Origin of the sequence: Microbulbifer jejuensis (assembly GCF_047289955.1) — a bacterium.
Lineage (GTDB): Bacteria > Pseudomonadota > Gammaproteobacteria > Pseudomonadales > Cellvibrionaceae > Microbulbifer.
The window spans coordinates 1-24943 of the sequence record NZ_JBLBUB010000042.1; the positions used below are offsets into that span (position 1 = coordinate 1).

The window sequence follows — 24943 nt, forward strand, 5'->3', positions numbered from 1 at the left end:
CTGCCCAGCGTGATTTATGCTCGTGCTCGCCGGTCAACACCATGCGAACTGCGCGTTCCCGTACTTCGGGGGAGTATCCAGGTTGTTTGCTCATTGGCTAATTCTCTCAAGAAAGTTTGCCTCCGAGAAACCCGGGGTGATTCAGACTCCATTGAGTCCTTGGCTTGAGCAATATTCATCTGCGCCAAATGTAGCTCTTCCATGTTTTTTCTTCTTTTGATGTGGCGTTGTTGATATTGAATGAAGTTAACACCTCAACCATTCAATGCGTTAACAACAGACTACATCGATTTTTTAGGGGAAACAACCGTCTTCTTTAACCATGTGTTTATGTTATTTACGACCTTTTCACGTTCGCTTTGACCTTGAATGTTATTAAACCCGTGGTCAAGTCCTTCGTATGTAAGGTATTCAATATTCTCTTTGCCGAGTTTTCTTAGCGCCAATATCAGTTCATCTACTTTTTGTGGCGATACGGATAGGTCTATCCCGCCTTGAAGTACAAGTAAAGGGGAGTCCACCTTCTGAAGAACATTCAGCTGGTCGATGGATAGCATTTGATGCCACCAACTGTAGCCATGCCCGCTTACTTCAAGTGCAAATACTTTACTATTAAGGATATGCTCTGAAAATTTTCTAAATCCTGCTATGCCTTCTTTTGCGTCATCACTATTTTCATAACCTGACATAATACTGTGTATAATGTCATCAATAAACCAGCGACCACCACCGTTGAAGGAAATAGTTGCATCTACGTAATCAATGCTTGCAGCAAGCAAGTTGGCGATGATAGCCCCTTCACTACCTCCTAACACAATAAAATTACTGTATTTATCATCTTTACGTACAATATCTAGGACTATTTTAATGTCCGAAACACGCTGTTTCGGACTATCTTTTTGAAGGTATTGAATCGGGCAGTCCTCACGTTCAACTTCTGAGCTATAACTCAACTCTCTATCAATACCATATTTTTCGATTAGAAGAAGGTCCGCTGCTGGCCAAATGTTTTTGTAGTCAACAAATATAGACTCTATTTGCAAAACACTATTACAATCAGAACCCTGAAGAATCAGCAACAGCGTATTGCCAGATAACGTATGTGATGATTCAAACATATAATAATTTATTTTTGATCCATCATTCCTTTCAACCACTGACTGCTCTATTTCTCCAGTGTCGGAACATGCATAAAATGCCCAAAAGAAAAATATTATGGGAGGGAATCGGAATTTCATCTAACAACCTAACATTTGTATAGCAGTCTCTTTTAACACTATTATCCTGATTACTTTTTCAAAAGCAATACTGCGCCAATCATCTGACAACCCTCCTTAAGTCAGGCAACCACCCATTTTAAGTACATAAGTACAAACCATAAAATGATCATCATGATCATTTTATGGCAAGCACTTATGCGAGAGTGGCCGGCAGATCGTATAGGAGACCTATCACCCCCCGATCACCACCCGCAGATTCACTGTGCGCTGAATGCACTCCATTAGATGCTCAAGTAAATATCCACCGGCAAAGCCGGTGGCTTTAATCGTGAACCGCTCAAAGCGGTCTGTACGGAACTAACGTTCCTTGAGCCCCCTTTGGGGCTGCCTATATCTTCATACCAAGTTCAGTTGCTCTACTCGCCGATCTTCCTTCTCCTGATGACGAATATACTCCCTGATCACATTCTCATCACGACCAACGGTGGACGCAAAGTAACCTCTCGCCCAGAAGTGTTGCCCTACATAATTTCTACGCTGGCCAGAGTAGGTCCTCGCAATGTAAATCGCACTTTTACCTTTGATATACCCCACCACCTGGGAGACAGCATATTTGGGCGGAATCGATATCATCATATGGACATGATCCGGCATTACGTGCCCCTCCTCAATCAGGCTCTCCTTTTGCCGGGCCAACTGGTGAAATACCGCGGGCAACTCTCTGTGCACCCGTCCAAACAGCACCTTTCTACGATACTTTGGGATAAAAACTATCTGGTACTTACACTCCCATTTCGTGTGACTTAAACTGTCCACTTGTCTCATGGTGACTCCTTTGTGTGCTGCTTGGCGGCTCACATATTGGAGTTACTATGGGACTTCCGGATCTGTCAAACTATGCGTGCCTCCCCGGCAAAGCCGGGGGGTCTCCCTTTTGGACTAGGATGCGCGAGATTTCAGGTGGTTGTTGGTGGGCAAGATCAAGCCGCAGGCAAAGCTACTACTGTGGATGGGCGAGAGTTTCATAAGGGTACCCATAAACTGTATATAAATACAAGCCAATACTGCAGATGCCCAGCGAGGAGGAATAATAAGTGACCGAGAGGTCCTTACTCCTCCAGAAGGACCAAACTCCGGATTGACATCTCCTGCAGGAACTTCAACCCACACCTCTCCACTATCGCCACAAACCGCTGAACATAGATGGCCTGTGTTGGTCCATGGTAGCTGCCATGCTTCAGACTTTTGCTTCCCTTGCTCTGATCCCGCCCATCGTTATCCAGCCCCCGGCTCTCAGGATTTGAATCTGGCTACCCGCATGGCCTCAACAAAGCACGCTATTCTGCTGTCACTTTATTGACATGATAACTCTATTCGAATACTATTCGAATTCAGATCAAATTAGTGCAGATTCTGATCGTAATCGAGATACTGGAGAACACTGATGCCGCGATCCCTCACAAAAAGTGCCGGCGAACAGGAAGCTATGATCCTGGAAGCAGCAGCGAAATGCATAGAACAAAGCTCAATTCTCGACTTCACGATGGCAGCAGTTAGCAAGGAAGCCGGCCTGTCAATGGGTTCAATCTACAAGCATGTGCAATCCAAGGAAGATGTATTGGTCGCACTGTCAACACGCGCTTTTACCTATGAGCGCAATGTTTTTACGGATGTGATGAATCTGCCGCTTAGCACACCTGAACGGCTGGTCGCGACCATGCTTCTAATGTCCGACAAGTTCCACCACTATCCATTTGGGGCACAGTTGAAGATGCTTGTCAGTAACCAAGCTGTGCTCCAACGCGCTTCAAGCGGCTGGATCGAGAAACTTAGGCGTATCAATACCGAGATCGGGCAGGTATTCAGGGCTGCCATGGTTCTAGCCTGTGATACCGGTGAACTCATCACCGATGACAATGACCGGGAAATAATGCTCGATACCATTTGTGTGAGTTTGTGGTCCATGCATGTGGGGTTTGTGCAGGTCGCGTATCAGCGATTTGCGTTTGAACAACACAAGGTCACAGCTAAATTGCCATTCCCAATCCCCGACAACCATGTGCTCTTAAATGGCGCACAACGACTCATCAATAGTTTCCCCTGGAAAAAACCACTCGAAAATCAGGGCATTAAAAAAGCAAGTGCCTTACTAACAGAGCGAGGCTACCGGTGATAAATCTATTTTCGGAGCTATTGCGATGATTTCACGATGGATAACCATTCTCACAGTGGCTGGTGTGGTTGTGAGCGGGCTTGGCACTTATAAATTTCTTGAAATCAAAGCAGCCATTGATGCAGTAAAGGAACGACCTGAATATTTCGAAACCGTTGAAGCGGCACTGGCTAAACCCACCACACATGTCCCCAAGGTTACTGCGCTCGGAGTGGTGGTTGCGCCGCAACAGGTTACTCTGCGCAATGAGCTGCCAGGTTATATTACTGCCGTTAATTTTCAATCCGGGACCACCGTCAAAAAGGACGATGTCATCCTCCAGCTTGATATCAGCGAACAGCTGGCCAACCTCACATCCGGAGAAGTTCGCGCCAAGCTTGCTGAATCTGTCTACAAGCGTGGTGTTGAATTACGCAAGTCCGATGTCGTCAGCGAGGAAACCACTGAGCGGTCGCTTGCAGATTGGAACGTAATCAAAGCCGATATTGCGGCGACTCGCAGCATCATCAATCGACGAACAATTCGTGCACCGTTTGATGGTGTGATTGGCATCCACCAGCTTGAAGTTGGTCAATACCTCAACATCAATACCGAAATCACAACCCTGGTTGGCAGTAAGAAGGAGATGTGGGTTGATTTCAGTTTACCGCAGTTTTACGGCGAACCCGCTATGGGAACCATAGTCCGCGCACAACTGGTAGGTTCACATGATCAAATCAATAGCGTTTATCTCAATGCAACCATCATTGCTGGTGACTCAACGATTACAGCTGGGTCACGCAGCCGATTGTATCGCGCCCTTGTGACAGAAGGCGCACAACAACTTATCCATAACGCATCCGTCGAAGTCGAGGTGCCTGTTGGGCAAGCCAAGTTATTGTCGGCACTGCCTGTTCAATCCATTCGTAGTGACAGGGAGGGTCAATTTGTTTTCGCCCTTGATCCGGAGCATGAAAAAACCGGATTCTATCGGGCGCGGCGCATCGCTGTTTCTGTGGAAAGCGGGCAACAGGGGAGCGCGCTCGTTGTGGGTGATTTGAACAATGATGACTTGGTAGCCACGGCAGGTTCTTTCAAGTTGTACCCGGGCATGCTCGCACAAATCGGTGATCGGCCAGATCTCACCAGTACAAAGCAGGAGTAGTTGAAGTGGATATTTTCGCTAAACGCCCGGTTATCTCAATCGTTATCTCGGTTGTCTTACTCCTGTCTGGTGGTTTCGCAGCCTTTAAAATTGCTGTTGTACAGTTCCCCCAGCTTGAAAGTGCCAATATCCTGATCACCACCGCCTATCCAGGTGCTTCGCCAAATGTCGTCCAGGGCTTTGTCACCGATCCAGTCGAGCGGACTGCGATGACCATTCCTGGTGTTGACTATGTCGAGTCTACCACCACAGCTGGGCTAAGCAACGTAGCTGTATGGCTGAAGCTAAATGAAAACAGTAGCGAAGCGCTGGCAGAGCTGACCTCAAGACTGAACCAGATTCGATTTGAATTACCCAATGATGCACTCGACCCATCTATTTCTGTGCGCCGCTCTGATCAGCCACAAGCATTATTTTATTTAAATGTGAACAGCGAAGGGTGGTCCCGGTCGACTATAACCGATTATTTAGCGCGTCATGTGCAGCCACAATTGGCTTCGATCGAAGGTGTCCAACGCATTGCTCTGGAAGGGGGTCGCGACCCGGCGATGCGGATTTGGCTTGACCCGGCCCGCCTGGCCGCCCTGAGTCTCAGCGCAGACCAAGTTCTTCAGGCATTATCGAACAATAATGTACTCGCGGCAATCGGTAAAACCGAAAACGCAGGGCAACAAATCAGCCTGCAATCCAATGCCACACTGCGCAGTGTGGGCGACTTTGAGCGATTAATTGTCAGCAACCGGGAGGGTGTATTAATACGCCTTATGGACATTGCTCGGGTTGAACTTGGCGAAGATCGGGGTGATGACCTGTCCCGTGTCGACCAGGCAGAGACCGTCTTTATTTCCGTTTGGAGTCTCCCCGGCGCCAACGCCATCGAAATTGGCGATGAACTCTACAAACGTCTAGAGAGAGTCAATGCAACGCTACCCAGAGGGCTGGATATTGAGATCGCCTTTGATGCAACCATTTATATGCGTAATGCGCTCAAGGAGATCGTGACAACACTTCTCGAAACCGTTTTGCTCGTCGGCCTGGTTGTTTTGCTGCTGATGGGATCGTTCCGCACATCGCTCGTACCGCTGGTGACTATCCCGATTTCAATCCTGGGGGCCATTGGTCTAATCCATGCGATAGGCTTTACGCTCAACCTGTTAACAATACTTGCAATTGTCCTTTCCGTTGGTCTCGTGGTAGATGATGCGATTGTCGTGGTCGAAAATGTCGCACGCCATATGCGCACTGGCAAGTCCCGCCTCGAAGCCGCCCTCACAAGCTCAAGAGAGCTTTTTGCGCCAATCGTTGCGATGACACTCACAATGGCTGCTGTCTATATCCCCATCGGGTTTGTCAGCGGTTTAACAGGAGCGCTGTTCAGGGAATTTGCTTTTACGCTCGCGATCGCTGTTCTGATTTCCGGGGTGGTGGCCGTCACGCTATCCCCGATTATGAGCGCCCAAGTGTGTGCAGATAAGGGTAAGGAATCTGCGGGTTCACGCTTTATGAATTCTATTTTTGATCGTGTACGCAATGTATACCGCACTCTCCTGACCAGCATACTCGTATGGCGCCCTCAAGTAACCTTCATGGCATTCTTTCTTAGTTTGTTGGTTATCCCATTTTTCCTGTTGTCTGCCAAGGAACTGGCACCGGTAGAAGACCAGGGTAGTATCCTGGTCATCATCGAATCGCCACCAGAGGCGCATGTTCAATACACTGGTAATTACATGCAGGACGTGGTAAAGATCGCCTCTGAATTGCCTGGCTTTTCGCAAATGTGGCAGGTCTTGACACCATCAGGCGGTTTTGCCGGTATTGAGTTTATTGACTATACCGACCGGGATTTTACTGTTCAGGAAATACGTGATTCTGTATTTCAGAAAATGTCTGGTATCACAGGCCTGCGTGTATTACCTGTCATGCCCAGCGCATTGCCAGCTGCCGGGCAGTTTGATGTAGAGATGGTCATTCAAAGCCCGGATACTTACGAGGAGATGGCACAGTATATTGCACCTCTGATCGACGCAGCTTATGCAAGTGGCCACTTCACGTTCGTCCAGACCGACCTGCATATCGACCAGCACCAAGTCCGCCTGCAGCTCGACCATGATCGCATTGCCGATCTCGGTTTAAATGTACAGCAGGTCAGTGCTCAGTTAGCAGCGCTGATTTCTGATCAGGATGTCAATCGTTTTGACGCCAACGGCAAGTCTTATCGAGTTATTCCAATGGTGGAAGGTTATGCCCGCAGTGATCCCCACACCTTACTCAACCTCCAGTTGACGACACCGGCAGGCGATCTGGTGCCTGTTCGCATGATCGCCACGTTGGAGCGGGACACTGGCCCACGTGCACTCGGAAAATTCAACCAATTACGCTCGTTCAGGATTATGGGTGGCATCCATTCGGGCACCACGACTGATGCGGCCCTATCGGCATTAGAGGCGGCCGCCAAGGACATTATTCCCAACAACTATACGCTTGACTATGCTGGCATATCACGATCATTACGCGCTGAAGGCACAAGCTTTGTCTCTGTACTGTTAATCTCAATGACGTTGGTCTACCTACTGTTGGCAATCCAGTTCAACAGCTTCCGCGCTCCCCTTGTTGTGCTCCTTGGCTCCGTACCACTCGCACTTTCCGGGGCCATGCTGTTTAGTTTTCTGGGTCTTACAACAATCAACATCTACGCCCAGATTGGTTTTATTACCTTGGTGGGCCTGGTTGCAAAGAACGGCATCCTGATCACAGAATTTGCTAACGAACTGCAGCAGCAGGGCTTGATGAAACTGGAAGCGATTATTGAAGCTGCCGCGGTGCGACTACGACCTATCCTGATGACCACACTCGCAACTGTGGTTGGTCATTTCCCGTTAGTATTGGTCACCGGTGCCGGTGCCGAAGCACGCAATTCAATCGGGATTATTCTCGTCGCCGGTATGGTGATCGGCACCCTATTCACACTTTTTATTCTGCCCTGTATCTATATACTGTTCGGCGACACACTCAACACCTATCAGGAACAAGCAACCGGGGAAACTGTCGTCAAGTTTAACGACGAAGGAGTGGTAGCATACAACCCTGCTAGTGCAGTGTATTAAATTGACTGATGATATATACTCTGGAGCGCTCTCTCTACAAACTGGAGTTAGTTAGATGCCTGCTCAGGTCAAAATTACACTGTCAGATAAAGATAGAAAGCAGCTGGAAAAATACGTAAAAAGCCGCAAGACATCGGTGAGGCTTGTTGAGCGTTCAAAGATTTTATTGCTGGCCAGCCAGAATACCCCTAACTACAAAATTGCCAAAGAGCTGAATATTGATGTTAACAAAGTTGGGCGATGGCGCAATCGCTTTGCAGATAAGGGCCTTCCAGGTATAGAAAAAGATCTCCCGCGAGGAAGTAACCATGGAGGAAAGGATTCTGTAGAGCAAGCTAAGCTGCGCTCCAAAATTATCAACATGACTACCCAAGATAGACCAAAGGATAGTACCCACTGGACAACCAGAGGGCTCGCCAAGGTACTGGGAATCAATCATTCCTTCGTTAATAGAGTTTGGCGAGAGGTAGGATTAAAGCCCCATCTAACCAAATACTTCAAGGTGAGTAATGATTCCAATTTTGAAGAGAAGCTTCAGGATGTTGTTGGTTTGTATTTGTCGCCACCGGAAAATGCCGTTATTTTTTGCATAGATGAAAAAAGCTCCATTCAAGCTTTGGATCGTACTCAACCGGGATTGCCGATAAAATCAGGACGTTGTGGGACCATGGCCCACGACTACAAACGTAATGGAACCAGTACTCTCTTTGCGGCGCTCAACACCTTAACCGGGGAAGTTATTGGTCAGTGCAAAAAACGACATTGGCATCAGGAATTCTTAGCTTTTCTAAAGACTGTTGAAAAGCAAACATCCAAAGACTTAGAGCTTCATTTAATTGTGGACAATTATGCAACCCATAAGCACGAGAAAGTGAAAAACTGGCTCAAACGCAATAAGCGTGTCCATTTGCACTTTATTCCAACAAGCTCATCATAGCTCAATTTGGTAGAGCGATTCTTTGGGCTTCTTACGGAAAAGCAATTACGCCGCGGCGTGTTCACTTCAGTAAAAGAATTGGAGGAGGCTATCACAAGGTTTATCGATGCACATAACAAGGCTCCAAAGCCATTTGTATGGACAAAATCAGTCGATGAAATTTTGGCGAAGGTAGGAAGGGCTAGGCAGGCCCTTGCATTTCAGTAAATAGTTTAATACACCACACTAGATGATGCAATAGTGATCGCCGTTTACTCTGGTTTGATGGTACATGAATACCCTTTGGGCTACTGTTTATCGTGACAGCAAGGTTATCAATCTGTTCGAATATATACAGGTGCATCACTGTTCGATTATGTAGCATTTCTTCGTACCGGGACCTCTTAAAGGCATTTTTACTAGAAACTTGATCTGAACCTCAAGGGGGGAATTCCGTACTTTTAGTATGAGCTTTCCCACGAGGTTAAGATAAAATGTAGTTCTTTCACCCCCAATCACCACCCGCAGATTCACCGTGAGTTGGATATACGCCATACGCCAAAATTACAACAATGAAATTATGCGCTCCGTCAGCTCTAAGGACGTGGCTGAACAGATGGACCTTTATATTTCGATTCCCGCTTTGCTATGCCACGAATGTGGGCACTGAAATCGTCATCCTCCCCTTCAAGCAATCCCGGTAGTTCCTCCCTGAAATCCGATCTTCGGCACCATTTGCACATATCATCCTCCCAGGATAGCCACCGACGATAAGCGTGCCGTCCCATTTCCTTTTCATAGAGTGCGATGTATGCCTGTTCGAAAACGGAAATCAGCACTGCGAATAAAACCTTTTTTCGCTCTTTCTGCTCGCCTGTCAAATCCGCCTGATCGCCCTGGGCTTGAAATAACTTCAAGTCTGCATTATCCAGAACCAATGTCAAGAAACTGCTATAGGCATCACTCAGTCGTTGATTGAGCGTATCGGCTTCTGCTCTTCTTTCTTTTCGCTTATCTTGTAGAAATACATAAATGGCCAATGGTAAACCGACTACTGTAACCACATAACTTAATGCCTCAAACCACTGAATCCAATTCATGACTCTTAGCCTGATTACTCTGTATGATTATCAGCAATACACTAATTTTAAATATAACCGATTGGATGTACTTGCCAAGCACTAACCCAAAATATCGTAGAGAAAAACCTAAAACACTAACAGTAGAAAAGCCAGCAAATCCATTATGCTGACTTCTTGTTTTTTTGTACTAGGCACTAAAATATATTACTGCCCAAACACCTGCACCTCAGCGAGTGAAAGTGCTTCATTGGCACTGGCCAACTGGATACGCACATAGCGCCCCACCCCCACATTGATTACATATTTAAGTCGCTCAGCGGGACCAGGGAGAAAAAACTCTCTCACATTTAACTGCTCCTGAGAGTCGCTGATATTTACCCCTGTAAAAGGTAAATCGGATACAAAGACATGAAAATCCTGTAAGCGTTCGTCACAGCAATCGATACGGTTCCATATAGCAATATTTTCAATCTTCTTGATCGAGCCAAGATCCAGTGTCCATGAGGGGTGAGCACTGATACTTGTATGGGTTATACTCCCATCACCCCAGTGGCCGCTAATGTTACCATCAATGGCCCTGCTGGCAGAACCACCATGACTGGTATCTGATTGTGTGGCAGTGCCCTCTTTAGCCAGATTTCTATACCCGGAACTCGCTGCCGCAACCTCGGTTATCGCCCAGCGCTGATTCATACCGCCGTGGAACTCCCACATGCCAACAGTAGCTCCTTTGGTATTCCCAAAACCATCGAGCACCATACTTGGGTTAACGGCATCACGTATCACATCACCGTCCAGAATCCAGCGATGATTAACAGAACAGGCATAAATAGAGGTCCGCAAACCATTGACAGAATTGCCATCGGCGTGCGTTAAACACAGATCATGATTCATTCTGTTACGAATTAAGCCGGTATCCCAGTCAACTAGCCAATGCTGATCAAAATGATTATGTGTACAGGTTTCCAACTGCACTTTTGCGTAGTTCGCAACACCATTATCAACACCGGGAACATCAAGGCATTGACCACTGCGCTTATCCCGAATTTGTACATATTGACTATTGGTTGTAGGGGTAGCACGCTCCCACATCTGCAAATACGCTTCAGCTGAATTGAAGAATGCATTCATGGTTTCCGGAGAGGCGTTCAAACGCATATCTTCCACCAAATCGGCCAGCAAGCCATAATGCGCCAAACCTTCGTTATTTAAATCAAAACTGCGATTCCCCGTTTTCTGGCGATCAAAGATGACGCGACCATCATAGGAGATAAAAGGGTAAGTGACCGGATTAGTATCAGCAGTTGAACTACGTCCTGCCTGTGGTGCCAACCCATTGGTATCTGTACCAATACCCACACCAGCCAGGTAGGGTGTTGTTGCTACAGCAGCATGAATCGTATTTATGTTGCTAATGTTATAGTTACTTGGGCCGTTATATGGAAACATTACACCACCCACGTTTAATAGGCGCTGCTGCAGTGGGCTCAAAGCGCCATTCAGTTTTGGGTTGGAATGACCTGAAATCACACCAGAATAACCGCGACTTTCGACAATTTCCATCGTATCGGCGAAAGCGCCCGCCGACATATGATCCACTTCGATAATCATTTCCTTGTCGATCATACGATTAATCAGGTATTTTCCCATAGCTGTCAAATGTTTGCGATTACAATGCTGGGCTATATTCTGATCGTAATTAGGGCTTGCTCCTAACAGGTTTATGATATCTTTAATGAACGGAACATTACCCAGCAACGGAAAACTGCTTGGTAGTTTGCGACCACTGGGTTCATTAGCTGGGCACGCTTCTATATTATAGAGATGGCCCGTTTGTAGCATATTACCAATATTGATAATTTCATCAGCACCCTGCATATGTGGGCCGCCAAGGTCATTATCAAACTTGTGGATTGGGAACAGGCTGCGTATACCACGGCTATGCAAGTATTGTAATTTATAATCAATCCACGCCTCAGTACAGCCACTGCCTTCATCACAATCCAGCACACTGGATACCTCAACACCCAACACAACGGCGAGTTTACCACTGGCAATTACTGAGCGAGCTTCAGCAGCACTGGTGACGATACGGAAAAAGCCCTTACCAATGCCTCCAGCCTGCGCATCAATATAATCCTGCATTTCATACACGCGCCTTAGCTGCAGATCAATGCTTGATGAGTCATCACAGGCATTGGGATTTATCCAGGAAACCGGGTTGACGACGCTTTGAACCTCGCACAACACTTCGTTTTGCACCATATGCGTTACTATCAGCTTCAAACCGGCCAGGTGCACTCTCTCAATCCATTTGTAGTAGGCCTGCTGATGCGACTGTGTGTGATGGTTAGGCCAATAAGGAAAATTTGGCCAACCGGCAGTAGTATGCCGAGCAGCGAGATTACCGCCATCTTGCAAGTTACCAATAATATCCAGGCCACCATTGGGGCCGTGTATACCACTGCCATCATCCAGTGCATTTTGAATGCCGTAGGGGTGAAAAGGGCGACCATGTAAAAATTTTCCACCCATAAATTCATTGGAATTTAAATGGGTGTGTACGTCAGCAAAACCAACCACTGGCGCATTAACATCACCAGTCGACGGGATCTCAGGATTGATCACAGCATTCAGTTCAGCTTCTGGAAACGGCGTACAATCCTCCTGTTCAATTAGCTCAAAAACATTTTCACTATTGCGATTACCCAAGTTGAACAAGTCAAACAAATAAGTTCCGCCATCGCCTTTGTTATACCTCAAATCCTTCCAGAATTTTGTGGAGAATAACCTGAAATGGCCATTTCCAGCTGGCTCTACTGACCACTGCGCCCATTCTGAAGCGGCAGCATTGCGTGCGATATCCAGAGGCCCCCTGGTAGTCAGGAAATTTCCGGTTTTATCACGCAGCATATACATACCAAGCCTGGTAGGCTTGAAATAAAAATGAGACGCAGCGGTCACATCAATAGCATCAAAGCGATAATCACCACCTCCGGGATGCATATATCGGCTTGTTTGAGGTGCTTTGATTGCGTAACAACCTTGCGCCAAAGCGTAAGATGCTTCGATCGTATTGGCGTTCGTCAACACAGACACACCTGCCAATATTATTAGCATCGATGCCCAGACTTTATTTAACGTTGATTTCATTATATATTTCCATTTCTATTATTTTTAAAATTATGGGAAGATTATTAGACGTCATTACCAAGAATATAGGGATTTTTATTAGATGTCTCGTTGAAATTTCACTTGTTTATTCTAAAGATACCGCATCACTGACTTTACCTCCGTATTAGCACTATTTTACAATGATACATTCATTCTAAGCGGCTCTGCTGGCAAAAGCTACTAGCGTCATATAGTTGAGCTTACTGTGAAGCCGCTCACGGTTGTGGTGAGACCTCCAGGTGCTGAAGACTTCTCCAACTTCATTGAGGCTTCGCAATCAGTGGTGGTCTAAGCATTCCTGACCAAATCTGGCACAGTGCTCTCAACGTCTGTACCCGAGCTTCGACTTATCTAGCTGAATGAAGGACAGCCTGATACCAGAAGTCTTTTTCTAAAAGAAAATCGAATTACCGCTAAATTCGGCGCCATTGTTCAGGCTGTGTTGCGGCTCCCTAAAAGCTGACTGGCCATAAAGCCTTATGGTCAAAAAATATTATGACCAATTAGTACTGACAATATTAGACGTCGATGATCACACTTTTTCATTCAATGCTAACCGGGTTCTAATCTTTCCCTGCAGTTGATAACCCCATCAAGACGCATCTTAACTGTTGATCATTTTATCTGCTTAGTGGTTTCTGAGATTGATGAGCGACAGCCCAATGCACTGTAGGGCCTTTTGCTGGAGATTTTGGGCCTTTTCTTCTTCACTTCTCGCCTTTTCAGCCAATGCGTTTTTTGGCTTCCAGACTCGCATACCTGCTACGCCGATTGTAGATGGCATCCCTGGATATACCCAGGCAATAGATATCATCGAGTTAGCTATCTGTCTCGCAGCCCCTAAAAAATCTGATAATTTGTTCGTGAGTATAACATTTTTTCATATTGAGATTTTCATGGAAGATAAGTTTAAAATATGCGGGAAGAAATTTTACTTACAACAACATTAATTCGCCACACATTACCTGAGGGAATACAATCTTTGAAAATGTACTTAATGTAGTATCTGATTTTACCCGAACACAATATAATTACCAGACATGTTAGCAGTACACCACACTTAAATCTTGCACCTAAAAATAGAAACGCTATTGTTTGTTTACACAAGAAATCAAATTAAGCTTAGGCAAGAGGATGCTATGGGTATCAAAAGGTCGCTTCTGACTTTATTAGCAGCGCTAGCGATAGCTGCTCACACGCCTTTAACCTGGACTGATGATCTGCATGAAAGGAAGGCTACTCAACGGTGCTTAAAAACCTGTAAAGAAATTTACTATAATTGTATTGGGGACAATCAGAAAGCGCAAAACAGCTGTGTTATAAATAAAATAGCTTGCGACAGTGTCTGCCATGACAATAACAAGAATGAACTTTATGATGATGAGAACGAAACCGAATAGCCCTTGAGCAAACGCTTCCAATGCTCTGGCACCCACTTCGGAAGCAGCACTGATGCTGCGGTCGAAACAATCCGCACAGGTATAAATGACACACTGCGTCGATTGATCAGGGTCAGGGAGCGCTTCAACAAGCCGATGGTGATCAACTCCGGTTATCGCTGCCGGGACCACTGCGCCAGTATCGGATCGACCATGACACACACTACCGGGCAGGCTGTGGATGTATCAGTTGCTGGTGGGCAAGATCACACCACCTTGAGAAATGAGTTTGACAGCTTCTGTATATAGAAACTCGAGCTGTTGATGTGATAATTTTTTGGCAACATCTACTCTTTCAGATTCTTCCGTGCACGAGTTATAACCAAATCTGGTGTTTGAGGGTTTGAAAGAAAGCAGCGTATCTGGTTGATTTGTTGTGGCCAAACAATGAAACCAACCGAGAGTACGCCGCTATGAACAAGAATACCGTTGTTGAGTTTACAGGTCGACAGGAGGCCGCTGACCCGCTGACCCGCTGACCCGCTGACCAAGCTTTTGCGCCGAGGCGCACGGGAGCTGCTGCAGCAGGCGATTGAAGCCGAGCTATCGACCTTCATGGAAGGATTTGAAAGCCGCCACCTGGACGACGGCCGCGCTGCTGTCGTCCGCAATGGTCACATGGCACATGAGAGCAAAGGCACTACGTTGGACTACCAGGACGAGGAAGCGCTGCCTTTCACACAGATCGATATCCGGTTGAGTGATGACGTGTTAGGGGGGGAGTTTTAGAGTTTTTGTGCAGGGTTTTTGTGCAGTTTTTGTGCGTTGTTGAATTCAACGCCTGCGGATTTCAGAATATTTATTGAAAACAACAAGTTATTGGTCGGAGCGGCCGGATTTGAACCGACGACCACCACACCCCCAGTGTGGTGCGCTACCAGGCTGCGCTACGCTCCGAAACTTTTCAATGATCTATCTCTCTAACTAATTGATTTTTAAAGAGATAGTGAATTATTAAGGCGCAAATCATACAGGAGTGGTAGGGGATTGCAAGTCTGGATTAGAGTATTGCTATCAATTATTTCAGAAGGGTCAAAACGCTTTTCAGTTCTGCAATAACCCCGGTCAACACTTGCTGAAGCTGCGCGACTTCTGCCTTCTCGCTGCCAACCTCAATCTGCTGGCGGGCCCCACCGATGGTATAGCCCTCTTCATACAAAAGCGCACGAATCTGGCGTATCATGATGACGTCCTGATGCTGATAATAACGGCGGTTACCTCGACGCTTGACGGGCTTCAAGTGTGGGAACTCCTGCTCCCAGTAGCGCAGGACATGAGGTTTAACAGCACAGAGTTCACTGACTTCGCCGATAGTGAAGTAGCGCTTACCGGGAATAGCTGGCAATTCGGAGCTATTACTCGCTTCCAGCATATTCCTCTACTCGCGCCTTGAGTTTTTGGCCCGGTTTAAAGGTAACAACCCTGCGGGCGGAGATGGGAATTTCCTCACCGGTTTTGGGATTGCGGCCGGGGCGCTGACTTTTGTCGCGTAGATCAAAGTTGCCAAAGCCCGAGAGTTTTACCTGTTCGTTACTTTCCAGCGCATTGCGGATTTCCTCGAAGAAGTATTCGACAATCTCTTTCGCTTCGCGCTTGTTAAAGCCCAGCTCTTCGTACAGTCTCTCGGCAAGCCCGGCCTTGGTCAGTGCCTCTGTCATTGGATCCCACCAATTGATTCAGAGGCGTCGACTTCAGATCGTAAGCAGACCAAACCTCGGCAGCTCTCAACCCGATAGCAGACGCTCTCAGGGTGCAATTCAGCCTTCACCAAAGAGCATCATGCTCTATTAGCGCAAACTAGCGTTATACATTTCTTCCAGTTTTTCGACCACCGCCTCTATAGCGGCATTGATTTCTTCGTCATTAAGGGTGCGTGAGGAATGCTGAAAGGTCAAGCCCAATGCGACACTTTTTCTATTTAAATCAATGCCTTTACCCTGATAGACATCAAATATTTTGAGGTCGATCAAGGTTTCGCCAGCTGCGGCAACAGTGGCTTTCACCAAGCTGTTGGCAGGTACATCCGCATCGATCAGCAAGGCAAGATCACGGCGCACTTCCGGAAACTTGGACAAGGGGCTGAAAACAGGCACCCGCCCTTTTCCCATCGCTTCAAGACTGAGCTCGAACACAAAGGCGGGCTTCCGGAGGGCAAGTTTCTTTTGTACCTGAGGATGTAGGGCACCGATTATCCCCATTTCGCAATTACCACGCATAATCTTAGCGGTCTGTCCGGGGTGCAGTGCTGGGTGCTTAGCGGTCTCAAAGTGGAACTCCTCAGAGGCACCAGTATGGGCCAACAGGGCCTCAACATCGGCTTTGATGTCGTAGAAGTCCACAACATCTTTATTTCCCGTCCAGTTTTCCGCGAAACGGCTCCCATAAACCAAACCGGCAAGCATTTGTTCCTGGCGCAGCTGGGGGCCGGGTACAAAACGTAAACCTGTCTCAAACAGACGCGCTCGATTCTGCTGGCGGTTGAGATTGTATTGCAAAACCTTGCACAGACCCGGTAACAAGCTTGTGCGCATCACCGCTAGCTCTGCACTAATCGGATTTTGCAGCGCAACCGGCTCTGCTTGCGGATCGAACAATACAGCACTGTCGCTATCGATAAAGCTGAAGGTGATCGCCTCGAAGTAGCCATGGGCCAGCAAGATCTGCTCGAATTCGCGCTGGGCAGTCTCGCTCTCAGGTCGCGGGGCAATTTCCAACTGGGCTGCAAAGCTCTCACCTGGAATTCGATTGTAGCCATACACGCGGGCCAGCTCTTCGAGCAAGTCCGCCTCAATCGCGAGGTCAAATCGAAAGCTCGGGGCGAGAAAGGTCCACCCCGCTTCATTTTGGTCGATTTTTTCCAGGCCCAGGCGGGTGAGGATATCGACGATTTCATTATCAGTCAGGGTAACACCAAGACCCTGCTGAACCCTTGTACGTCGCAGGGTAATGTGGCGCTCGGCGGGCATGGTTTCACTCAGTTCGCGTATATGTACCGGACCAGGCTCACCGCCAACAATATCCAGCAACAACTGGGTGGCCCGCTCGACAGCTTTTTCCTGTAAGCGGTAATCGACACCGCGCTCGAAGCGGTGGGAGGAATCCGTATGTAACCCATATGAGCGCGCCTTCCCGGCAATAGCAACCGGATTAAAGAAGGCACTCTCAAGAAAAAGATGCTGAGTATCTCCGGTTACCGAGGTATCCAGGCCACCCATAATACCGGCTATTGCCAGGGGCTTTTCCTCATCTGCAATCAGAAGGGTACCCTCTTGCAGTTTGACCTTCTGGCTATCGAGCAAGGTCAGTTCCTCACCAGGCTCTGCCATGCGCACTTTGATACCACCGGAAAGCTTCTCTAGGTCGAAAGCGTGCATGGGTTGGCCCAGTTCCAGTAAGACATAGTTAGTGACATCAACCACCGGATCAATACTGCGTAAACCGCCGCGGCGCAGGCGTTCCTGCATCCAAAGAGGCGTCTGGGCCTTGATATCAATATTGCGAATCACCCTGCCTACATAACGCGGGCAGGCAGCCCCTGCCAGCAGGGATACCGGCAGGCTTTGGTCATTCTGCTGGGATACTGGGCCAATTTCCGGCCCCTGTACTGTACAGCGGTTCAGCACCCCAACTTCGCGAGCAATACCGGCTACGCTGAGACAGTCAGAGCGGTTGGGGGTAAGATCCACCTCAATGGTTTCATCATCCAATTCCAGGTATTCGTGCAGGTCAGTACCGGTGGGTGCCATTTCCGGCAGCTCCCAAATACCGTCACCGCCTTCTCCAAGCTCCAATTCTGCCTGCGCACAAAGCATACCGAAGCTCTCTACGCCGCGCAGTTTGGCCCTCTTGATCCTTACACCACCCGGCAGTTTGGCGCCCACCAGAGCGAAGGGTACCTTGATGCCGATGCGAGCATTTGAAGCGCCGCACACCACCTGCATCTCCCCTTCTGGATGGCCCGCCACTTTACACACCCTCAGTTTGTCTGCATCCGGGTGCTGCTCGCAGGTGACAATCTCACCAACAACCACGCCAGAGAAATCGCCCGCAACTTTCTCAACACCTTCCACTTCCAAGCCAGCCATGGTGATTTGATCGGCCAGATCCTGAGTGGTCAACTCTGGATTTACCCATTCCCGCAGCCAGGAGTTACTGAATTTCATAGTCAATCTCTTTCTGTATTCCATCAGCGCAGCTTTATGCGCAACTAATCAAAGGCGCAAAAACTTGCAGCGCAGGCATTTACAATTTGGACCCGCATATCAATACGAGTAGCCCCGCGCTACTCGCTCTCATATATTCAGCTAGAACTGTTTTAGGAAGCGCAGATCATTGTCGAAAAATAAGCGCAGATCATTGACGCCATAACGCAGCATGGCGAGACGTTCAATGCCGACACCAAAAGCAAAACCCGAGTATCGCTCACTGTCGATATCACAGGCGGCAAAAACATTCGGATGCACCATGCCGCAACCGAGAATCTCCAACCAGCCACTACCGGAGCACACACGACAGCCCTCTCCGCCACAGGCAGTACACTGAATATCGACCTCCGCGGAGGGTTCGGTAAAAGGGAAGTAAGAAGGGCGAAAGCGCACCGGGACTTCTGCTTCAAAGAAAGCGCGCAGAAACTGGTCGATACAACCCTTCAGATGGGCGAAGCTAATATTCTCTCCAATAACCAAACCTTCCACTTGATGGAACATGGGGGAGTGAGTGACATCTGAGTCGCATCGATACACACGTCCCGGACAGATAATGCGAAGCGGTGGGGATTTCTTCTCCATAGTGCGAATCTGCACAGAAGAAGTGTGGGTTCTCAGTACGGTTGCCGGATCTATGTAGAAAGTATCATGCATCGCCCGCGCCGGGTGATGAGCGGGAATATTCAGCGCTTCGAAGTTGTAGTAGTCCTGCTCTATCTCTGGGCCAGTTTCAATGGAGAAACCGATGCTTATGAAAAACGCTTCTACCCGCTTTAAGGTGCGGGTAATAGGGTGAGCATTGCCCTGCACTTCGCCGCGCCCAGGCAAAGTGACGTCAATGGTCTCCAGCGCCAGCTTCGCATCAATTGCCTCTTGCTCCAGCACAGTGCGGCGCAGGTTAATCTTGTCCTGTACCAGCCGTTTAGCTTCGTTAATTTTGGCTCCCGCTGCCGGGCGCTCACCCGCAGACAACTTGCCCAGCCCCTTCAGCAGCGCCGTCAGTAAGCCCTTCTTGCCCAGATAATCAATACGTATCTGATCTAATACGGCCAGGTCGTCGGCCCTCTTCACCAGTCCCAAAGCCTGCTCTGTGAGGAGCTGCAACTCTTCTACTCTGTCCATAAAATAACAATAAAATCAATTAGTTGACAATTTCTGATGCAAAATAGCTATCATTCATGCACCTGCCGGGGAGAGCATTATAACAGCGCCAGTAACTTGCGCGCCTACCCTCCGATTCCCGGCAACCCGAATTCCAGACCATGCCCAGGGAAGTACGATATATAGATCGCATACCGGCCTGCATATCCACATCCAGAGCACGTCCGACAACACAGTAAGGTAAGCCACTTTCAAGCAGCAATTATCCTGCCTAGCCCGGATTTTGCATCAACAATCTGACTTGGCAGCATTTTATTCTGATACCCAGTACTCTGCTTGAGTAGTGTGAGGACTGGTTGTCATTTTTCTCTTTGATAAGGTTTAAGGAGATCCAGTTTTTTTCCGAGTACCACTACCCCTTACCCCATTGTTTTCTGTGCCGGGAATAGCACACTTTCTGACTACGTCGGCACCAGACGGGATACCGGCGCGCGGAAGATTTCTCTGTCCGGCATCGCTGTTGGTAACAGAAAGCGAAGGCGGCGTGTATTCTTGATGACTACAGCAGCAATTTTGATCAGACGATTACGTAATGTGGTTACCGGTGCCTTGGTAACCTTGGTGTTGTGCAGGTGGTCCCGGAGGTATTCGGACAGTACCCATGTCAAGGCCGAAAGTGAATCATCCTGGGTTTGCCGGAGGCAATTTGATTTGAGTCATGCCGCTTGGGCAGACTCGGCTTGCTGATAATACAGTTTTTCGTATTCGGCTGGAGACATATCGCCAATCGGCTCGAGAATGCGGCGATGGTTAAACCAGTTGACCCAGGCCAAGGTTGCGCGTTCAACCTCATCCAGCCCTTTCCAGGGGCCTGTTCTGTGGATGACCTCCGCCTTGAACAAGCCGTTGATGGTTTCTGCCAGTGCGTTGTCGTAGGAGTCGCCGACGCTGCCGACTGACGCCTGGAAGCCCGCTTCATTAAGCCGTTCAGTGTATCGAATCGACAGGTACTGACTCCCTCGATCACTGTGATGGGTAACGCCGCGGGGTTTGCCTCGTGCCCACAATGCCTGCTCCAAAGCATCAAGCACGATGTCGGTTTGGAGGCTCTTTAACACGCGCCAGCCAACAATGTAGCGGGAGAATACGTCGACAACGAATGCGACATAAACAAAGCCAGACCAAGTTGCGACATAGGTAATGTCGGCCACCCAAAGCTGGTTGGGACGCTCCGCCGTAAACTCGCAGTTCACCAAGTCCAGGGGCGTATCGGCCAGCTCATCTGGGATAGTCGTAACACAACGCTTGCCTCTTCGAACGCCTTCCAGCTGCAGCACTCTCATCAGCCTTTCAACTGTGCAGCGGGCGACCTTTACGTCCTCACGGTTAAGCTGCTTCCAGACCTTGCGAGCACCATAGACAGGATGGTTTTCTTCGTAGACCTTCAGCTCATCGTCACGTTGAGCGCGCACACAGCGCTGCTCTGGATTGGCCTGCAGATGCTTGCAGTGGTAGTAGGTCGACGGTGCAATCGGCAGAACCTCACAGATTGACTCGACACCGTGCGCCTCACGCTCCTGATCAATGAATGCCACCATTACTTCGGTTTGCGGTCGACCTCCGCCTGGGCGAAAATCGGCAACCTTGCGCAGGATCTCGTTAGCGCGCTTCAGCTCGCAGACTTCACGCTCCAGTTCTTTAAAGGGGGGGGCTGCGTCACCACTAGTGGTGCCGGGCTTAGTGCCGTTATCGACTTCCATCTTGTTGACCCATGATCGTAGAGTCTCAGGCGTACAGCCGGTCTTGGAGGCGATAGATGTGATCGCTGCCCAACGTGATTTATGTTCGTACTCGCCGGTCAACACCATGCGAACTGCACGTTCCCGTACTTCGGGGGAGTATCCAGGTTGTTTGCTCATTGGCTAATTCTCTCAAGAAAGTTTGCCTCCGAGAAACCCGGGGTGATTCACGAGGAGGCGCTGCCTTTCACACAGATGGATATCCGGTTGAGTGATGACGTGCTAGGAGGGGAGTTTTAGGGTTTTTGTGCAGGGTTTTTGTGCAGTTTTTGTGCGTTGTTAAATTCAACGCCTGCGGATTTCAGAATATTTATTGAAAACAACAAGTTATTGGTCGGAGCGGCCGGATTTGAACCGACGACCACCACACCCCCAGGCTAGCTGGAACCAAAACTTAACTGTTTGAATTTAAGTGGAAAAATGGCGATTTTAGTTAGTAGATTTTGGCGACTCCATTTTTTATGGACGCTAGGATACTTGTGTGGAAACCTTTAGCTTTGCTGTAACTATTCAGCACACTACCAAATTGCTCAAAATGTGCTCTAAAAACGGCACTTTCTGTATATAATTTACACGAAACTTGATGGAACTTTCAGCATATGGAATAAATTATGCACAATTTTACGATATGCTGAATAGTTACGCTTTGCTTAAATACTAACCAAAATCTAAATAGACTGTACCTCAGTTACACTCTTCCAAAAAAACTGAAAGTACTGTAAGTTCCCGCCCTTCGCACGAAAGTCCAAAAAGCAGAATTTTTTTACGCTATTCGTATTGTTATTAATTGGAAATCAAATGAAGAAGCAAAAAAATCCTAAAAATTTCCGCTCCCAATGGTTTATTTTTTTTGGAGTATTTTTCACGCTTTTATTATCTAGCTGTACCAGCTCAGGAAAGTTGATCAACTCGGAGTGGCATGAAATAACAACACAGCATTTTCGTGTAGTGACAAATGGGAGCCCAAAAGAAGTGAAGGTGCTGGCCGAAGATCTCGAACGCTTTCGGTTGCTTGCTCTCAAATACATCACTTTTCAGCCGGATCAACAGCGGCTGACCATATATGCGCTCGCAGACCGGCTAAGCTTTGCGGGAGTCTCTGGCAATGAAAACTCTCGTGTCATAGGGCAGTTTCAGAACACATCCCACGGCAGTGTTGCTTTACTAAATCTCACCGGAAACCGATACTTGCCCGACAACCCCGCTCGCCAAACCCTTTTCCACGAATATACACACTTCCTTACCTATGGCCGAGGCTCTTACAACTATCCTTACTGGTATAGTGAAGGGATTGCCGAGACCTTTTCTACGGTCAGCTTTAGTGGGGGAGACGGCTTTGAAATAGGAAAAATTCCGGTAGATCGGGCTATCAGCCTAAATTATCTAAAAGCCCTACCTCTCAAACGGCTTCTCGAGGCAACACGGGGCTCCCTAAATAATAAGGATACCGAAAAACTCTACGCCTCTGGCTGGATGCTAACCCATTGGATGTTATTTGATCCCGAGCGAGAACAGGCTTTAAGTCAATATATAAAGGCATACCAGACTGACGTTGATCCGGTTACCGCGCTCCCGGCTGCTCTCGGTATGACATTCGATGAGTTGGACGTACACTATCGACGCCTTTCTAAAGCAAACTTTGCGCTTTTAAGCGGTCATTTGAGTGAACTCGACACCATTGTTGCGATTTCGGCCAAACCTATGGTACGCGAAGCTGCAATTGCAGAGGTCGCCCACTTTATGGCTATTACCGGGCAGAAGCCGGCGGTGCTGCAGGCATTCCTTGCTGTTGCCAAGCAGAGGGGAGCTACCAGCCCACCACTACAGGCAGCGCTAGCGATCTCCGAATCCCAAGCAGGTAATTTCCCCCGAGCCAGGGAGGTCCTAGCAGCAATACCGAAGGAAAACCACCAGGAAATCTGGTATCTTGAGGCACATGCGGAAATTGCTCTCGCGCAAGCACTGGCAAAAGAAGAGGAATTAGATTTAAACGCGATATCCAATATCCGCGACGAATACGTTCAACTTGTGAATACGCAAGACGAGGTATCTGCTTACTGGCACAAACTGGCAATTACCATGCAACTGTTGGGGTATCCCAGAACGCAGTACCTGGAAATGCTCGAACAGGCCTATCTTCGCGCACCGCGGGATAGAGACATCGCTTGGTGGTTTGCCCACGAGCTTTACGTCAGCCGCAACCGGGACTTATTGAACGTCGCCCGCCCACTATTGATACAGATTTCCAACCAAGAGTCACGGATGCATCTAGAGTCTATGGTCAGGGAAATCGAACAGGAGCAGGAGCCGATCACAACCTCTGAGCCAACCGCATGGCAGCACGGTGAGATGCTCGCGAATTACCACCGAGTACCTGGGCACAAGGCACTGGCCTTGGCAATAGACTATAGAGGCGCGCTTGCGGTGGGGTATATGACACAGCAACCCAGTCAGAGCGAGGCAAACGATTTTGCCCTCCAGAACTGTGAAGCACAGCGGAAAAAATACCTAGTGCGCGATACCTGCAGGATTTACGCGGAAGGTGACCTTATTGTAGATTCCGCTCCAGCTGCCATTCAGACGACAACCAAATAAATTGCTCTCCGCACATGCGGCATAAATTCTACTGCTGGCGGTGATACAGGAGGCCCTTCACTCCCCAATCACCACCCGCAGATTCACCGTGCGCTGGATGCACTCCATGCGCCAGGCTCCTTTGTTGACCTCTTCGTTCTCGGTACCCTCTGCAACAGCGGAGGCCTGCAGGGTTTCCACCTTGCCTGGGGTTTGCCAGGGCGTGCCGGCGGCATTGTTGCGCACCTGGTTATCCGTGGTAACAAAGGCACCGATCATCTTGTAGGCAAACTGGTCGGGGCTGCCGTCCTGGTCCAGATCAATGGGGTTGCGTACCTGCGCGATGCGCACAATATCACCGACATAGATGCCGCTGGTCAGTTCATAAAAGTGTTCGCCTTCTCCAGCGTTGCTGATACCGCTGGCTTGTATGTATTCAATCATGTTGCTTCCTTTATTAGGGCTTGTGCCTTTGGTTATGGGTAATCACCCGATGCTGGGAATCCACACCGGCGGCGTAGCTGATATTGCCCACACTGATCTTGTACACGGTACGCAGGCCGGCGCATTCGACCCGCTCGACGGTTTCCCAGGTGAGGGGTTCCTCTTCATGCAGCACACCCAGTTTTACCCCCTGGCAATGTTGAGCCTCATATATTTGACCGGTGTTATCGGTCACGGGGGTTTCACGACTGCAAATCACCTGGGCACCGCTTGCCATGGTGAGCAGTAAACAAGGCACTTCGTCCTGGGGTTTAACTTTGTGAATGGGTGCCAAGTGGGTATCGCTATCGCCAATATCCCAGCAGTCGATCTGATCCCCCGCTTTGCAATGATCCGCCTGCAGCTTTTCTGTCAACCAGGTGCCGGCGGTCAGCTGGGAATAGATGGTGGTGGCCTTATAGGTGACAGCTCCGCCTTGGGGGCCTGGATCATCACAATAGACATAGTATTTTCGGCTGAACGACAAGCCACTAATACTGCCGGCGTTATAGTTCACCAATCCAAAATC

The 24943-nt window shown here is 48.5% G+C and carries 18 protein-coding genes, 1 tRNA gene, 1 pseudogene and 1 other annotated feature; of the genes and pseudogenes, 7 read left to right on the forward strand and 13 right to left on the reverse strand.

Going from position 1 to position 24943, the window contains the following annotated elements; all coding sequences use genetic code 11:
- Positions 1 to 281: 281 nt before the first annotated feature.
- Together ACL7TT_RS19255 and tnpA are read right to left on the reverse strand one after the other, a co-directional pair.
- Entirely contained in the window at positions 282 to 1238 is a 957-nt protein-coding gene (locus ACL7TT_RS19255) for an alpha/beta hydrolase family protein (protein ID WP_413397831.1), read from the reverse strand.
- Between the two features lie 378 nt (positions 1239 to 1616).
- Positions 1617 to 2045 carry an IS200/IS605 family transposase gene (gene tnpA, locus ACL7TT_RS19260; protein WP_413397832.1) on the reverse strand — a complete coding sequence of 143 codons (429 nt, stop codon included), beginning with the start codon at positions 2043 to 2045 and terminating at the stop codon, positions 1617 to 1619.
- A gap of 619 nt (positions 2046 to 2664) precedes the next feature.
- Between tnpA and ACL7TT_RS19265 the strand changes: the two genes are divergently transcribed.
- The 4 genes and pseudogenes from ACL7TT_RS19265 (at position 2665) to ACL7TT_RS19280 (ending at position 8785) form a co-directional block, all read left to right on the forward strand.
- Positions 2665 to 3393: a TetR/AcrR family transcriptional regulator gene (locus ACL7TT_RS19265; protein ID WP_413397833.1), complete on the forward strand. Its 729-nt coding sequence runs from the start codon at positions 2665 to 2667 to the stop codon at positions 3391 to 3393.
- Positions 3394 to 3418: 25 nt separating this feature from the next.
- Positions 3419 to 4537, forward strand: coding sequence for an efflux RND transporter periplasmic adaptor subunit (locus tag ACL7TT_RS19270; RefSeq protein ID WP_413397834.1), 1119 nt, complete (start codon positions 3419 to 3421; stop codon positions 4535 to 4537).
- A gap of 5 nt (positions 4538 to 4542) precedes the next feature.
- A complete protein-coding gene (locus ACL7TT_RS19275; RefSeq protein ID WP_413397835.1) occupies positions 4543 to 7641 on the forward strand; it encodes an efflux RND transporter permease subunit in 3099 nt (1032 codons plus the stop codon).
- A gap of 55 nt (positions 7642 to 7696) precedes the next feature.
- Positions 7697 to 8785: pseudogene (locus tag ACL7TT_RS19280) on the forward strand (IS630 family transposase).
- A gap of 368 nt (positions 8786 to 9153) precedes the next feature.
- Here the strand turns inward: ACL7TT_RS19280 and ACL7TT_RS19285 are convergent.
- Together ACL7TT_RS19285 and ACL7TT_RS19290 are read right to left on the reverse strand one after the other, a co-directional pair.
- Positions 9154 to 9657, reverse strand: a complete 504-nt coding sequence (locus ACL7TT_RS19285; RefSeq protein WP_413397836.1) for a hypothetical protein — start codon at positions 9655 to 9657, stop codon at positions 9154 to 9156.
- Positions 9658 to 9843: 186 nt separating this feature from the next.
- The gene (locus ACL7TT_RS19290) at positions 9844 to 12792 is read right to left on the reverse strand and encodes a ricin-type beta-trefoil lectin domain protein (RefSeq protein WP_413397837.1); all 2949 of its coding nucleotides are present in this window, start codon (positions 12790 to 12792) and stop codon (positions 9844 to 9846) included.
- 1424 nt (positions 12793 to 14216) lie between these two features.
- Here ACL7TT_RS19290 and ACL7TT_RS19295 point away from each other — a divergent pair.
- A complete protein-coding gene (locus ACL7TT_RS19295; RefSeq protein WP_413397838.1) occupies positions 14217 to 14501 on the forward strand; it encodes a D-Ala-D-Ala carboxypeptidase family metallohydrolase in 285 nt (94 codons plus the stop codon).
- A gap of 246 nt (positions 14502 to 14747) precedes the next feature.
- Entirely contained in the window at positions 14748 to 14981 is a 234-nt protein-coding gene (locus tag ACL7TT_RS19300) for a hypothetical protein (RefSeq protein WP_413397839.1), read from the forward strand.
- Between the two features lie 91 nt (positions 14982 to 15072).
- On the opposite strand, the gene ACL7TT_RS19305 is transcribed toward ACL7TT_RS19300, so the two are convergent.
- The 7 genes from ACL7TT_RS19305 to ACL7TT_RS19335 form a co-directional block, all read right to left on the reverse strand.
- Positions 15073 to 15149: transfer RNA gene (locus ACL7TT_RS19305), tRNA-Pro, on the reverse strand.
- 121 nt (positions 15150 to 15270) lie between these two features.
- Complete coding sequence (locus ACL7TT_RS19310) at positions 15271 to 15624, reverse strand: MerR family transcriptional regulator (protein ID WP_299943664.1); 354 nt, start codon at positions 15622 to 15624, stop codon at positions 15271 to 15273.
- On the reverse strand, positions 15608 to 15910 hold the full coding sequence (ihfA, locus tag ACL7TT_RS19315) for an integration host factor subunit alpha (protein WP_299943661.1): 303 nt from the start codon (positions 15908 to 15910) through the stop codon (positions 15608 to 15610). The genes ACL7TT_RS19310 and ihfA overlap by 17 nt, the downstream gene beginning before the upstream one ends.
- 129 nt (positions 15911 to 16039) lie before the next feature.
- Positions 16040 to 18415: a phenylalanine--tRNA ligase subunit beta gene (gene pheT, locus ACL7TT_RS19320; protein WP_413397840.1), complete on the reverse strand. Its 2376-nt coding sequence runs from the start codon at positions 18413 to 18415 to the stop codon at positions 16040 to 16042.
- Between the two features lie 141 nt (positions 18416 to 18556).
- Positions 18557 to 19579, reverse strand: a complete 1023-nt coding sequence (gene pheS / locus ACL7TT_RS19325) for a phenylalanine--tRNA ligase subunit alpha (RefSeq protein WP_413397841.1) — start codon at positions 19577 to 19579, stop codon at positions 18557 to 18559.
- 440 nt (positions 19580 to 20019) lie between these two features.
- On the reverse strand, positions 20020 to 20226 hold the full coding sequence (locus ACL7TT_RS19330; protein ID WP_413397842.1) for a transposase: 207 nt from the start codon (positions 20224 to 20226) through the stop codon (positions 20020 to 20022).
- 48 nt (positions 20227 to 20274) lie between these two features.
- The gene (locus ACL7TT_RS19335) at positions 20275 to 21477 is read right to left on the reverse strand and encodes an IS3 family transposase (protein ID WP_413397843.1); all 1203 of its coding nucleotides are present in this window, start codon (positions 21475 to 21477) and stop codon (positions 20275 to 20277) included.
- Positions 21082 to 21199: a sequence feature (AL1L pseudoknot), on the reverse strand. It overlaps the preceding gene by 118 nt.
- Before the next feature lie 678 nt (positions 21478 to 22155).
- Here ACL7TT_RS19335 and ACL7TT_RS19340 point away from each other — a divergent pair.
- Entirely contained in the window at positions 22156 to 23952 is a 1797-nt protein-coding gene (locus ACL7TT_RS19340) for a DUF1570 domain-containing protein (protein ID WP_413397844.1), read from the forward strand.
- A gap of 57 nt (positions 23953 to 24009) precedes the next feature.
- On the opposite strand, the gene ACL7TT_RS19345 is transcribed toward ACL7TT_RS19340, so the two are convergent.
- The gene (locus ACL7TT_RS19345) at positions 24010 to 24375 is read right to left on the reverse strand and encodes a hypothetical protein (protein ID WP_413397845.1); all 366 of its coding nucleotides are present in this window, start codon (positions 24373 to 24375) and stop codon (positions 24010 to 24012) included.
- A gap of 13 nt (positions 24376 to 24388) precedes the next feature.
- Positions 24389 to 24943 (reverse strand): hypothetical protein (locus ACL7TT_RS19350; protein ID WP_413397846.1); only part of this gene is annotated, 555 nt, incomplete at its 5' end.